This is a genomic window from Streptomyces sp. NPDC001153 (assembly GCF_053598315.1).
The window spans coordinates 219227-232665 of sequence record NZ_JBSFJZ010000002.1; the positions used below are offsets into that span (position 1 = coordinate 219227).

General features: G+C 72.2%; 11 protein-coding genes. 10 read left to right on the top strand and 1 reads right to left on the bottom strand.

The annotated features are described in order from the left end of the window. Positions 1-9 precede the first annotated feature (9 nt). The 9 genes from ACWDEN_RS03050 to ACWDEN_RS03090 all read left to right on the top strand — a co-directional run bounded on the left by ACWDEN_RS03050 (position 10) and on the right by ACWDEN_RS03090 (position 11401). Complete coding sequence (locus ACWDEN_RS03050; RefSeq protein ID WP_450856906.1) at positions 10-804, top strand: TIGR03084 family metal-binding protein; 795 nt, start codon at positions 10-12, stop codon at positions 802-804. Further along, a complete protein-coding gene (locus ACWDEN_RS03055; RefSeq protein WP_450856908.1) occupies positions 801-2477 on the top strand; it encodes an acyclic terpene utilization AtuA family protein in 1677 nt (558 codons plus the stop codon). The genes ACWDEN_RS03050 and ACWDEN_RS03055 overlap by 4 nt, the downstream gene beginning before the upstream one ends. Next, positions 2432-4072: an acyl-CoA carboxylase subunit beta gene (locus ACWDEN_RS03060; RefSeq protein WP_450856910.1), complete on the top strand. Its 1641-nt coding sequence runs from the start codon at positions 2432-2434 to the stop codon at positions 4070-4072. Before ACWDEN_RS03055 ends, ACWDEN_RS03060 begins: the two co-directional genes overlap by 46 nt. A gap of 8 nt (positions 4073-4080) precedes the next feature. Continuing rightward, positions 4081-5988, top strand: a complete 1908-nt coding sequence (locus ACWDEN_RS03065) for an ATP-binding protein (protein WP_450856912.1) — start codon at positions 4081-4083, stop codon at positions 5986-5988. 7 nt (positions 5989-5995) lie between these two features. Then, on the top strand, positions 5996-7156 hold the full coding sequence (locus ACWDEN_RS03070; protein WP_450856914.1) for an acyl-CoA dehydrogenase family protein: 1161 nt from the start codon (positions 5996-5998) through the stop codon (positions 7154-7156). 25 nt (positions 7157-7181) lie between these two features. Beyond that, positions 7182-8750: a 4-coumarate--CoA ligase family protein gene (locus tag ACWDEN_RS03075; RefSeq protein ID WP_450856916.1), complete on the top strand. Its 1569-nt coding sequence runs from the start codon at positions 7182-7184 to the stop codon at positions 8748-8750. After that, positions 8747-9481 carry an enoyl-CoA hydratase family protein gene (locus ACWDEN_RS03080; RefSeq protein ID WP_450856918.1) on the top strand — a complete coding sequence of 245 codons (735 nt, stop codon included), beginning with the start codon at positions 8747-8749 and terminating at the stop codon, positions 9479-9481. The genes ACWDEN_RS03075 and ACWDEN_RS03080 overlap by 4 nt, the downstream gene beginning before the upstream one ends. A gap of 4 nt (positions 9482-9485) precedes the next feature. Beyond that, positions 9486-10106, top strand: a complete 621-nt coding sequence (locus ACWDEN_RS03085; RefSeq protein WP_351601375.1) for a TetR/AcrR family transcriptional regulator — start codon at positions 9486-9488, stop codon at positions 10104-10106. Between the two features lie 248 nt (positions 10107-10354). Further along, a complete protein-coding gene (locus ACWDEN_RS03090; protein ID WP_450856920.1) occupies positions 10355-11401 on the top strand; it encodes an isopenicillin N synthase family dioxygenase in 1047 nt (348 codons plus the stop codon). Positions 11402-11452: 51 nt separating this feature from the next. On the opposite strand, the gene ACWDEN_RS03095 is transcribed toward ACWDEN_RS03090, so the two are convergent. Next, complete coding sequence (locus ACWDEN_RS03095; RefSeq protein WP_351601370.1) at positions 11453-12553, bottom strand: citrate synthase 2; 1101 nt, start codon at positions 12551-12553, stop codon at positions 11453-11455. A gap of 168 nt (positions 12554-12721) precedes the next feature. Here ACWDEN_RS03095 and pdxH point away from each other — a divergent pair, with 168 nt between their 5' ends. Continuing rightward, the gene (pdxH, locus tag ACWDEN_RS03100) at positions 12722-13408 is read left to right on the top strand and encodes a pyridoxamine 5'-phosphate oxidase (protein WP_351601369.1); all 687 of its coding nucleotides are present in this window, start codon (positions 12722-12724) and stop codon (positions 13406-13408) included. Positions 13409-13439 lie beyond the last annotated feature (31 nt).

The window sequence follows — 13439 nt, forward strand, 5'->3', positions numbered from 1 at the left end:
GCTCCCCCCATGGCCGACCCGACGCCCGTCATCGACGACCTGCGTGCCGAGAGCGACGAACTCGACCTGCTCGTGACCGAGTTGAGTCCCGAGCAGTGGGCGCTGCCCACCCCCGCGCCCGGCTGGACCGTCGCCCACCAGATCGCCCACCTCGCCTGGACCGACCGCTCGGCGCTGCTCGCCGTCACCGACGCGGACGCCTTCCACGTACTGGTCGAAAAGGCGCTCGCCGCCCCCGGCTCCTTCGTGGACGAGGGCGCTGAGGAGGGCGCCCGGCTCGCGCCCGCCGAGCTGCTGTCGACCTGGCGCGAGGGGCGCACCGCCCTCGACCGGGCCCTGCGCGACTCGCCGCCCGGCGCCCGTTTCCCCTGGTACGGCCCGCCCATGTCGGCCGCCTCCATGGCCACCGCCCGACTCATGGAGACCTGGGCGCACAGCCTGGACATCGCCGACGCCCTGGGTGTGGTCCGAACCCCCACCGACCGGCTCAGGCATGTGGCCCGGCTCGGGGTCCGCACCCGCGACTTCGCCCACACCGTCCACCAGCTCACCCCTCCCGCCGAGGAGTTCCGCGTCGAACTCACCTCACCCACGGGCGAGGTGTGGGCATACGGCCCCGAGACCGCCCCGCAGCGCGTCACCGGCCCCGCCCTCGACTTCTGCCTCCTCGTCACCCAGCGCGCCCACCGCGCCGACCTCGCCCTGACCGCCGTCGGCCCGGACGCCGACCGCTGGCTGGACATCGCCCAGGCCTTCGCGGGCCCGCCCGGCGGCGGCCGCCCGCCGAAGGAGGACCCGGCGTGACCAGCCTGCGCATCGGCAACTTCTCCGGCTTCTACGGCGACCGCGCGGGCGCCCTGCGCGAGATGCTCACCGGCGGCGAGGTCGACGTCCTCACCGGCGACTACCTCGCCGAGCTCACCATGCTGATCCTGGCCCGCGACCGGCTGAAGGACCCCGGCGCCGGTTACGCCCGCACCTTCCCGCGCCGGCTGGAGGACTGCCTCGGCCTCGCCCACGAGCGCGGGGTGAAGATCGTCACCAACGCGGGCGGGCTCAATCCGGCCGGGCTCGCCGACGCCGTGCGGGAGTTGGCCGGTCGCCTCGGCATCCCGGTCCGTGTCGCGCACGTCGAGGGCGACGACCTCACCGCCTCCCACCCCGGCGCCCTCGCCGCCCACGCCTACCTCGGCGGCTTCGGCATCGCCGAGTGTCTGCGGGCCGGCGCGGACGTCGTCGTCACCGGGCGGGTGACCGACGCGGCACTTGTCACCGGGCCCGCCGCCGCCCACTTCGGCTGGGGCCCGACGGACCACGACCGGCTCGCGGGCGCCGTCGTCGCCGGACACGTGCTGGAGTGCGGGACGCAGGCCACCGGCGGGAACTACGCGTTCTTCCGGGAGGGGGACATACGCCGGCCCGGCTTCCCGCTCGCCGAGATCCACGCCGACGGCAGCAGCGTCATCACCAAGCACCCCGGCACCGGCGGCCTGGTCGACGTCGGCACGGTCACCGCGCAGCTGCTGTACGAGACCGGTGGCGGCCGGTACGCCGGGCCCGATGTCACCGCCCGGCTGGACACCGTACGGCTGAGCCAGGACGGGCCGGACCGGGTGCGGATCGAGGGCGTGCGCGGCGAGGCACCACCGCCGGCCCTGAAAGTCGGGCTCAACCGGCTCGGCGGTTTCCGCAACGAGGTCGTCTTCGTCCTCACCGGACTCGACATCGAGGCCAAGGCCGAGCTGGTGCGGGCGCAGCTCTCCGACGCGCTCGCCAAGTCGCCGCCCGCCGAGGTCCGCTGGGAACTCGTGCGTACCGACCGGGCCGACGCCGAGACCGAGGAGACCGCGAGCGCCCTGCTGCGGCTCGTCGTCCGGGACCCGGACGAGCGGGTCGTCGGACGGGCGCTGAGCGGGGCCGCCGTGGAGCTGGCACTGGCCAGCTACCCGGGCTTCCATGTGCTCTCCCCACCGGGGAAGGGCTCGCCTTATGGGGTCTTCGAGGATGTGTACGTCCCCCATGGTGCCGTCGACCACAGGGCCGTCCTCCACGACGGACGCCGTATCCCCGTGCCGGTCCCCCAGGACACTCAGCCCCTGGACGACCTACCGGCCCCGCCGCTCCCCGGCCCCCTTCCGCCCGGGCCGACCCGCCGCGCACCCCTCGGCCTGGTCGCCGGGGCCCGCAGCGGAGACAAGGGCGGGAACGCCAACGTCGGCGTGTGGGCCCGCAGTGACGACGCCTGGCGGTGGCTCGCGCACGAGCTGACCGCCGAAAGGTTCCGGCAGCTGATCCCCGAGAGCCGGGACCTGCCCGTCACCCGGCATCTGCTGCCGAACCTCCGCGCGGTCAACTTCGTCGTCGAGGGCATCCTCGGCGCGGGCGTCGCCGCGCAGGCCCGGTTCGACCCGCAGGCCAAGGCCCTCGGTGAATGGCTGCGCTCCCGCCACCTGGACATCCCGGAGGCCCTGCTGTGACGGTCATCAACTCCAGCCTCGACACCGCTGGTTCCGACTACCGCGCGCACCGCGAGGCCATGCTCGCCAAGCTCGCCGAGCTGGACGCCGAGCACGCCAAGGCGCTCGCGGGCGGCGGTGAGAAGTACGTCCAAAGGCACCGTGAACGCGGCAAGTTGCTGGCGCGGGAGCGGATCGAGTTGCTCCTCGACCCCGACACGCCCTTCCTGGAGCTGTCCCCGCTGGCCGCCTGGGGGAGTGACTACACGGTCGGCGCCTCGCTCGTCACCGGCATCGGCGTGGTCGAGGGCGTGGAGTGCCTGATCACCGCCAACGACCCGACCGTGCGCGGCGGCGCGAGCAACCCGTGGAGCCTGAAGAAGGCGCTGCGGGCGAATGACATCGCGCTCGTCAACCGGCTGCCCTGCATCAGCCTGGTGGAGTCGGGAGGGGCCGATCTGCCGTCCCAGAAGGAGATCTTCATCCCGGGCGGCGCCATCTTCCGCGACCTCACCCGCCTCTCCGCCGCCGGGATCCCGACCATCGCGGTCGTCTTCGGCAACTCCACCGCCGGCGGCGCCTACATCCCCGGCATGTCCGACCACGTGATCATGGTCAAGGAGCGGGCGAAGGTCTTCCTCGGCGGACCCCCGCTGGTGAAGATGGCTACCGGCGAGGAGAGCGACGACGAGTCCCTGGGCGGCGCCGAGATGCACGCGCGCGTGTCGGGCCTCGCCGACTACTTCGCCGTCGACGAGCCGGATGCCCTGCGCCAGGCCCGCCGCGTGGTGGCCCGGCTGGGCCACCGCAAGGCGTACCCGGATCCCGGCCCCGCCGAGCCGCCCACGTACGACCCGGAGGAACTGCTGGGCATCGTCCCCGGCGATCTGAAGATCCCCTTCGACCCGCGCGAGGTCATCGCCCGGATCGTCGACGCCTCCGACTTCGACGAGTTCAAGCCGCTGTACGGGACCAGTCTGGTGACCGGCTGGGCGGCCCTGCACGGCTACCCGGTCGGCATCCTGGCCAACGCGCAGGGGGTGTTGTTCAGCGCGGAGTCGCAGAAGGCCGCCCAGTTCATCCAGCTCGCCAACCAGCGCGACATCCCGCTGCTCTTCCTGCACAACACCACCGGCTACATGGTCGGCAAGGAGTACGAGCAGGGCGGGATCATCAAGCACGGCTCGATGATGATCAACGCGGTCAGCAACAGCAGGGTCCCGCACCTGTCCGTGCTCATGGGGGCGTCGTACGGCGCCGGGCACTACGGGATGTGCGGGCGCGCCTACGACCCCCGGTTCCTGTTCGCCTGGCCGAGCGCCAAGTCCGCCGTCATGGGTCCGCAGCAGCTCGCCGGCGTGCTGTCGATCGTCGCCCGGCAGTCGGCGGCGGCGAAGGGACAGCCGTACGACGAGGACGCGGACGCCGCGCTGCGCGCCATGGTGGAGCAGCAGATCGAGTCCGAGTCGCTGCCGATGTTCCTGTCCGGGCGGCTGTACGACGACGGCGTCATCGACCCGCGCGACACTCGTACCGTCCTCGGCCTGTGCCTGTCCGCCCTCCACACCGCGCCCTACGAGGGCGCGCGCGGCGGCTTCGGCGTCTTCCGGATGTGAGGCATCACGTGATCACGACACTGCTCGTCGCCAACCGGGGCGAGATCGCCTGCCGGATCTTCCGCACCTGCCGTGAGTTGGGAATCCGGACGGTCGCCGTGCACTCGGACGCCGACGACAACGCGCTCCACACGCGCGTGGCCGACACGGCGGTACGGCTGCCGGGCGCGGCGCCCGCCGAGACGTATCTGCGCGGCGACCTGATCGTGAAGGCGGCCCTGGCCGCCGGCGCGGACGCGGTGCACCCCGGCTACGGCTTCCTCTCCGAGAACCCCGACTTCGCCCGCGCCGTCCTCGATGCCGGCCTGACCTGGATCGGCCCGCCGCCGGAGGCCATCGAGGCGATGGCGTCCAAGACCCGCGCGAAGGAGCTGATGGGTCTCGCGCCCCTCGACGCGGCGCAGATCACGGAGGCCGACCTGCCGGTGCTGGTGAAGGCGGCCGCCGGCGGCGGGGGGCGGGGAATGCGGATCGTGCGCCGCCTGGAGGAGCTGAGCGCCGCACTGCAGGCCGCACGCGCCGAGGCGGCGAGCGCCTTCGGCGACGGCGAGGTCTTCATCGAGCCCTACCTGGAGCACGGCCGCCACGTCGAGGTGCAGATCCTCGCCGACAGCCACGGCACCGTCTGGACCCTCGGCACCCGCGACTGCTCCCTCCAGCGCCGCCACCAGAAGGTCATCGAGGAGGCCCCGGCGCCCGGCCTCACCGAGCAGCTCACGCAGGACCTGTACGCGCTGGCCGTACAGGCCGTGTGCGCTGTCGCCTACGAGGGCGCCGGCACCGTCGAGTTCCTGGTCGCCGGCGGCCGCGCGCACTTCCTGGAGATGAACACCCGTCTCCAGGTCGAACACCCCGTCACCGAGGAGGTGTTCGGCATCGACCTGGTCGCGGAACAGATCCGCGTCGCGGAGGGCCACGCCCTCGAAAAGGACCCGCCACGCGCGCGTGGCCACGCGATCGAGGCCCGCCTGTACGCCGAGGACCCCGCCCACGACTGGGCCCCGCAGACCGGCACCCTGCACCACCTCGCCGTACCGGTCGGCGTCCGCCTGGACACCGGCTACACCGACGGCGACTCCATCGGCGTCCACTACGACCCGATGCTCGCCAAGGCCGTCGCGCACGCGCCCACCCGCGCGGAGGCGATCCGCAGGCTCGCCGGAGCACTGGAGGGCGCGGAGATCCACGGCCCGGTCACCAACCGCGACCTGCTGGTCCGCTCCCTGCGCCACGAGGAGTTCACCAGCGGGCGCATGGACACCGGCTTCTACGACCGCCACCTCCCCGCACTGACCGAGCCCGCCCCCGACCCGTACGCCCGCCCGTCTCCCACCACCACCCTCAAGCGAGTCGCTACGCGACCACCTCTGGTTGTGCTCGCCGCCGCCCTCGCCGACGCCCACGGCCGCTCCCGCTTCGGCGGCTGGCGCAACCTGCCCTCGCAGCCGCAGGTGAAGCGGTACGCGGTGGCGGGGGAGGAGCACGAGGTCCGCTACCGGCACACCCGACAGGGCCTGGCCGCCGACGGGGTGCGGGTCGTGCACGCCGACGCGCGTCTGGTCGTACTCGAGGTGGACGGCGTGGAGCGCCGGTTCACGGTGGCGGCGTACGGCGACGAGGTGCACGTCGACTCCACCCGCCTCACCGCCCTGCCCCGCTTCCCCGACCCCGCCGCCCAGCTCGCCCCCGGTTCCCTGCTCGCGCCGATGCCGGGCACGGTCGTCCGCGTCGCCGAGGGCCTGGCGGAGGGGGCAGCGGTTCAGGCCGGTCAGGGCCTCATATGGCTGGAGGCGATGAAGATGCAGCACCGGATCTCGGCGCCGGTCACCGGAACGCTGACCGCGCTGCATGCCAGGACCGGCCAGCAGGTGGAACCAGGAATGTTGCTCGCCGTAGTGCAGGAAACCTCTTCTTAGGAGCCTCATGTCTCCCGTCATCGAAACCGAAGAGCACAAAGCCCTCCGCTCGGCGGTGGCCGCCCTCGGCAAACGCTACGGACGCGACTACCTCGTGCAGACGGTCGCCGCCGGAAAGCCCCCCACCGAACTCTGGTCCGAGGCCGGAAAACTCGGCTACCTCGGCGTCAACCTGCCGGAGGGATACGGCGGCGGAGGCGGCGGCATCACCGAACTCTCCATAGTGCTCGAGGAACTGGGTGCCGCAGGCTCACCCCTGCTCATGCTCGTCGTGTCCCCGGCCATCTGCGGAACGGTCATCTCCCGCTTCGGTACAGAGGCTCAGAAGCAGACCTGGCTCCCCGGCATCGCCGACGGCACCCGCCTCATGGCCTTCGGCATCACCGAACCCGACGCCGGCTCCAACAGCCACCGCATCACCACCACCGCCCGCCGCGACGGCGCCGACTGGCTCCTCACCGGCCGCAAGGTCTTCATCTCCGGTGTCGACATGGCCGACGCCGTCCTGATCGTCGGCCGTACCGAGGACGCCCGCACCGGACGCCTCAAGCCCTGCCTGTTCATCGTCCCGACGGACGCAGAGGGCTTCCAGAAGCGGCCGATCGACATGGAACTGGCCGCCGCCGAGAAACAGTTCGAGCTGGTCCTGGACGACGTACGGCTGCCCGCCGACGCGCTCGTCGGCGACGAGGACGCCGGTCTGCTGCAACTGTTCGCCGGGCTGAACCCCGAGCGGATCATGACCGCCGCGTTCGCCATCGGGATGGGCCGGTACGCCCTGTCCAAGGCCATCGAGTACGCCCGCGACCGTACCGTCTGGAAGTCCCCGATCGGCGCCCACCAGGCCATCGCCCACCCCCTGGCACAGGCGCACATCGACCTGGAACTGGCCCGGCTGATGATGCAGAAGGCGGCCCACTTCTACGACGCCGGTGACGACATCGGCGCGGGCGAGGCCGCCAACATGGCCAAGTACGCCGCCGGTGAGGCCTGCGTGAAGGCCGTCGACCAGGCCGTGCACACCCTCGGCGGCAACGGGCTCACCCGCGAGTTCGGGCTCGCCTCGCTGATAACGGCCGCACGCGTGGCTCGTATTGCTCCGGTGAGCCGGGAGATGATTCTCAACTACGTCTCCCATCAGAGCCTCGGTCTGCCCAAGTCGTACTAGGCCGCCGCATCCGCCTGGAGGAACCGTGTTCCGCAGCGAGTACGCAGACGTTCCGCCCGTAGCACTCCCCATCCACGAGGCCGTCCTGGGCCGCGCCGCCGAGTTCGGCGAGCGCCCCGCCCTGATCGACGGCACGGACGGCACCACGCTCACGTACCAGCAGGTGGACCGGTTCCACCGGCGCGTCGCCGCCGGTCTCGCCGACGCGGGCGTCCGCAAGGGCGACGTCCTCGCCCTGCACAGCCCCAACACCATCGCCTTCCCGACCGCCTTCTACGCCGCCACGCGCGCGGGTGCCTCCGTCACCGCCGTGCACCCGCTCGCCACGCCCGAGGAGTTCGCCAAACAGCTCGGCGACAGCGGCGCGCGCTGGATCGTCACCGTCTCACCGCTGCTGGGGACCGCGCGCCGCGCCGCCGAACTCGCGGGCGGCGTACGGGAGATCTTCGTGTGCGACAGCGCGTCCGGGCACCGCTCCCTGATCGACATGCAGGCCACCGCCGCCCCCGAGCCGCAGCTCGCCTTCGACCCGGCCGAGGACATCGCCGCGCTGCCGTACTCCTCCGGCACCACCGGCGTGCCGAAAGGCGTGATGCTCACCCACCGGCAGATCGCCACCAACCTCGCCCAGCTGGAGCCCGCCGTACCGACCGCCCCCGGCGACCGCATCCTGGCCGTCCTGCCCTTCTTCCACATCTACGGGCTCACCGCCCTGATGAACGCGCCCCTGCGCAAGGGCGCCACGGTCGTCGTCCTGCCCCGCTTCGACCTGGAGACCTTCCTCGCGGCCATCGAGACCCACCGCATCACCGGCCTGTACGTCGCCCCGCCCATCGTCCTCGCCCTCGCCAAGCACCCGGCCGTCGCCCGCTACGACCTCTCCTCCCTGAAGTACGTCATCAGCGCCGCCGCCCCGCTGGACGCCGCACTCGCCCGCGCCTGCTCACAGCGGCTCGGCCTGCCCCCGATCGGCCAGGCCTACGGCATGACCGAACTGTCCCCCGGCACCCACGTCGTCCCCCTCGACCGGCTCCACGACGCCCCCGCCGGCACCGTCGGCAGGCTCATCGCCGGCACCGAGATGCGCATCGTCTCCCTGGACGACCCCGACAAGGACCTCGGCACCGGCGAGCGCGGCGAGATCCTGATCCGCGGCCCCCAGGTGATGAAGGGCTACCTCGGCCGCCCCGACGCCACCGCCGCGCTGATCGACACCGACGGCTGGCTGCACACCGGGGACGTCGGACACGTCGACGAGGACGGCTGGCTGTTCGTCGTGGACCGGGTGAAGGAACTCATCAAGTACAAGGGCTTCCAGGTGGCCCCCGCCGAACTGGAGGCCCTGCTGCTCGCCCACCCCGGCATAACCGACGCCGCCGTCATCGGCTCCTACGACGACGGCAACGAAGTCCCGCACGCCTTCGTCGTCCGCCGGCCCGACGCCGCCGAGGAGCTGACGGAACACGAGATCATGTTGTACGTCGCCGAACGGGTGGCACCCTACAAACGGGTCCGCCGGATCACCTTCATCGACACCGTCCCCCGCGCCGCCTCCGGCAAGATCCTGCGCCGGGAACTGAGGGAGCTGCCGTGACAATGATCAGCCGCACACGCGCGCGTGCCGTCGAGACCCTCAGCCTCGACGCCACCGACACCCGCAACGCCCTCTCGGCGGCCCTCGTCTCCGACCTCGCCGACGCCCTCACCGACTGCGGCAAGGACCCGGACGTCCGCGCCGTCGTCCTCACCCACACCGGCTCCACCTTCTGCGCCGGCGCCGACCTGCGCGACCCGCCGCACCCGGACGCGCTCACCGGCCTGCTCCGGCAGATCCTCGAACTGCGCAAACCCGTCGTCGCCCGGGTCACCGGCCACGTCCGCGCGGGCGGCCTCGGCCTCCTCGCCGCCTGCGACATCGCCGCCGCCTCCGCCGAGGCCACCTTCGCCTTCACCGAGGTCCGCATCGGCGTCGCCCCCGCGGTGATCTCCCTCCCCGTGGTCCCGCGCGCCGACCCCCGCGCCCTCGCCCGATACTTCCTCACCGGAGAACGCTTCGACGCCCGCGAGGCCGTGCACGTCGGACTCCTCACCGTCACCGGCGACGACGTGGACGAGGCCCTCGCCCCCATCCTCGACGGTCTGCGCCGCTCCTCACCCCAGGGCCTGGCCGAGACGAAACAGCTGCTCACGGCTAGGGTGCTGGAAACATTCGACCGGGACGCGGCGGATCTGACCGCGCTCTCGGCCCGGCTGTTCTCCTCCGCCCAGGCCCGGGAGGGGATGACGGCCTTCCTGGAAAGACGGGACGCGGCATGGGTGGTGTGACCGGATGAGCACGACGGCGCAACGCGACGGCCTGCCCAGGGAGCGCGACCGCGCCCCCAAGCAGGACCGCAGCCGGGCCACCCGGCAGCGGCTCCTCGAGGCCGCCGTGGCCTGCCTGGCCGAACACGGCTGGGCAGGCTCCACCGTCGCCGTCGTCGCCGAACGCGCCGGAGTCTCCCGCGGCGCCGCCCAGCACCATTTCCCCACCCGCGAGGACCTGTTCACGGCCGCCGTCGAATACGTCGCCGAAGAGCGCTCCACCGCCCTCCGGGAGCTCTTCCCGGCCGGCCCCGCCGACCGCCGCGCCGTCGTCGCCGCCCTCGTCGACCTCTACACCGGCCCCCTCTTCCGCGCCGCCCTGCACCTGTGGGTCGCCGCCTCCAACGAGGACCAGCTGCGCACCCGGGTGACCGAACTGGAGGCCCGCGTCGGCCGCGAGACCCACCGCATCGCCGTCGACCTCCTCGGCGCCGACGAGACCCGCCCCGGAGTCCGCGAAACCGTCCAGGGCCTCCTCGACATGGCCCGCGGCCTCGGCCTCGCCAACCTCCTCACCGACGACACCGCCCGCCGCGCCCGCGTCGTCGCCCAGTGGGCCGACCTGCTCGAACAGGCCCTCGGCTGAGCCGACGGAGAGTGAAACGGGCCACACCCGTATCCGGCACGGAGCAGTACCCTTGCCCCATGCTTCCGATGCTCGTCCGCCGCCGCCACGTGGACTACGTGCGCGTCACGAGCATGGGCTGTCGGCCTTCGGCCTGATTCAGCCTCTTTTCTCCCGCCTTCTTACGGCATCTTCTTACGGCATCCGGGGCGACGCCGCCCACACCCGCGGCGGCCTGCCCATGGCCCACACACCCCGTGGACGCACCCATGACGACGCACACCGCTTCGACGTACTCCACGACGACCCCGTCGTACGACCAGCTCCCCATCATCGACCTGTCGGCCGCCGGCCGCGGCCCCCAGGCCCGCGCCCTGCTCCACGCCCAGCTGCACAGCGCCGCCCACGACGTGGGCTTCTTCCAGCTCGTCGGACACGGCGTGACCCGGGCCGAGACCGACGCGCTGCTCACCGCCATGCGCGCCTTCTTCGCCCTCCCCGAGGCCGACCGGCTCGCCCTGGACAACGTGAACTCCCCGCACTTCCGCGGCTACACCCGCACCGGCGACGAACGCACCGCCGGCGCCCGCGACTGGCGCGACCAGCTCGACATAGGCGCCGAACGCCCCGTCCGCGTCCCCGCCCCCGGCGAACCCCCGTACTGGTGGCTCCAGGGCCCCAACCAGTGGCCCACCGCCCTCCCCGAGCTGCGCACCGCGGTCCTGGCCTGGATCGACAGGCTCAGCTCGGTCGCGGACCGCCTCCTGCACGAACTCCTCGCCGCCATCGGCGCCCCCGCCGGTTTCTACGACCCGATCTTCGGCGACCGTGCCCACCCGCACCTCAAGCTCGTCCGCTACCCCGGCAGCGCGGGCGACGGCACCGACCAGGGCGTGGGCGCCCACAAGGACTACGGCTTCCTGACCCTGCTCCTGCAGGACACCGTCGGTGGCCTCCAGGTCCAGCGCGAGGACGGCCTCTTCCACGAAGTCCCGCCCCTCGACGGCGCCTTCGTCGTCAACCTCGGCGAACTCCTGGAAGTCGCCACCAACGGCTACCTCCTCGCCACCAACCACCGCGTGGTCAGCCCGCCCGGAGCCACGGAACGCTTCTCCGTCCCGTTCTTCTACAACCCCCGCCTGGACGCCAGGGTCGAACCCCTGCCGTTCCCGCACGCGTCGAAGGCCCCGGGCATCACCACCGACCCGGCCAACCCCCTGTACGCCGAGTACGGCTACAACGAACTCAAGGGCAAGCTGAGGGCGCATCCGCTGGTCGCGGAACGGCACCATGCGGGTCTGCTTGCGGCCGCATGAAAACCAGGGCCCGGAGGGCCCGATTTTCAGGGGCGCGGGGCTGTCTCCCCCTCAGTGGGCGATCTCCCCGTACCCCTCGATGTCCTCCGGCCGACGCGGCCCGGGGCCCACATACCGGGCCGAGGGCCGCACCAGCCTCCCCGTCCGCTTCTGCTCCAGGATGTGCGCCGACCACCCGGCGGTGCGGGCGCACGTGAACATCGACGTGAACATGTGCGCCGGCACCTCGGCGAAGTCCAGCATGATCGCGGCCCAGAACTCCACGTTGGTGGCCAGCACCCGATCCGGCCGACGGTTGTGCAACTCCTCCAGCGCCGCCTTCTCCAGGGCCTCGGCGACCTCGAACCGCGGAGCACCCAGTTCCCGCGCCGTACGCCGCAGCACCCGCGCCCGCGGATCCTCGGCCCGGTACACCCGGTGCCCGAACCCCATCAGCCGCTCACCCCGGTCCAGGGTCTGCCGGACGTACGCCTCCGCATCCCCCGTCCGCTCGATCTCCTCGATCATCCCGAGCACACGCGAGGGCGCACCCCCGTGCAGCGGCCCCGACATCGCCCCGACCGCCCCCGACAGCGCCGCGGCGACATCGGCCCCGGTCGAGGCGATGACCCGCGCGGTGAAGGTCGAGGCATTCATCCCGTGCTCGGCCGCGGACGTCCAGTAGGCGTCCACGGCGGCGACATGCCGGGGATCCGGCTCACCCCGCCAGCGGATCATGAACCGCTCCACGACCGACGTCGCCTTGTCGATCTCCCGCTGCGGCACCATCGGCAGCGTCTGCCCGCGCGCCGACTGGGCGACGTACGACAGCGCCATCACGGCGGCCCGCGCCAGATCCTCCCGCGCCTGGTGCTCGTCGATGTCGAGCAGCGGTTTCAGCCCCCACACCGGGGCCAGCATGGCGAGCGCCGACTGCACGTCCACGCGGATGTCACCGGAGTGCACCGGGATCGGAAACGGCTCGGCGGGCGGCAGACCCGGATTGAACGCCCCGTCGACCAGCAGCCCCCACACATTCCCGAACGAGACATGACCGACCAGATCCTCGATGTCGACGCCCCGGTACCGCAGGGCGCCGCCTTCCTTGTCCGGCTCGGCGATCTCCGTCTCGAACGCTACGACTCCCTCGAGCCCGGGTACGAAATCGGACATCAGGCGGCTCCTCGTGATGTGATCGGCGGTGGTCACCCCGGTGATGCCCCGTTCAGCCCGTGGTCACCCAAACCGCAAGGGGGACCAGCACGATAACCCCCGGTGCCAGACTTGGGGAGTCCGTACGACACTGAGTGCCAGTGGCGTTCGATACGGCAGGATGACCGCGTGACCGACCGCGACCCGCTCCTGGACCCCGCCCTCGATCCCGCCGCCATGCGCAAGCAGTACCGGGCGGAAGGCCTCGCCGAACAGAACCTCGCCACCCACCCCATGGACCAGTTCGCCCGCTGGTTCGAGGACGCCGCCCGGGCGGCGCTGCACGGCACCGTCTACGAGCCCAACGCGATGGTCGTCTCCACGGCGGACGCAGCAGGCCGCCCCAGCTCGCGCACGGTCCTGATGAAGCAGTTCGACACCGAGGGCTTCGTCTTCTACACCAACTACGACTCCCGCAAGGCCCGCGACCTCGCGGAGAACCCGCACATCGCGCTGCTCTTCCCCTGGCACCCGCTGGCCCGCCAGGTCATCGTCACCGGCACCGCCCACCGCACCGGCCGCGACGAGACCGCCGCCTACTTCCGCACCCGCCCGCACGGCTCCCAGCTCGGCGCCTGGGCCAGCGCCCAGTCCACGGTGATCGCCTCCCGCGCCGAACTGGACACCGCCTACGCCGAACTCCAGGCCCGCTACCCCGAGGACGAACAGGTCCCGGTCCCCCCGCACTGGGGCGGCTTCCGCATCACCCCGGAGACCATCGAGTTCTGGCAGGGCCGCGTGAACCGCCTCCACGACCGCCTGCGCTACGTCGCCCGGCCGGACGGCACCTGGAAGGTCGAGCGCCTGGCCCCCTGAAGGCGGCCCGCAAACGCAGACGACCCGCGGG

What these genes read in the sequence shown, in the direction of transcription:
- ACWDEN_RS03095 (WP_351601370.1), bottom strand. Translation starts at nt 12,553, where the DNA reads ATGTCCGATTTCGTACCCGGGCTCGAGGGAGTCGTAGCGTTCGAGACG.
- ACWDEN_RS03090 (WP_450856920.1), top strand. Translation starts at nt 10,355, where the DNA reads ATGACGACGCACACCGCTTCGACGTACTCCACGACGACCCCGTCGTAC.
- ACWDEN_RS03060 (WP_450856910.1), top strand. Translation starts at nt 2,432, where the DNA reads ATGGCTGCGCTCCCGCCACCTGGACATCCCGGAGGCCCTGCTGTGACG.
- ACWDEN_RS03070 (WP_450856914.1), top strand. Translation starts at nt 5,996, where the DNA reads ATGTCTCCCGTCATCGAAACCGAAGAGCACAAAGCCCTCCGCTCGGCG.
- ACWDEN_RS03050 (WP_450856906.1), top strand. Translation starts at nt 10, where the DNA reads ATGGCCGACCCGACGCCCGTCATCGACGACCTGCGTGCCGAGAGCGAC.
- ACWDEN_RS03085 (WP_351601375.1), top strand. Translation starts at nt 9,486, where the DNA reads ATGAGCACGACGGCGCAACGCGACGGCCTGCCCAGGGAGCGCGACCGC.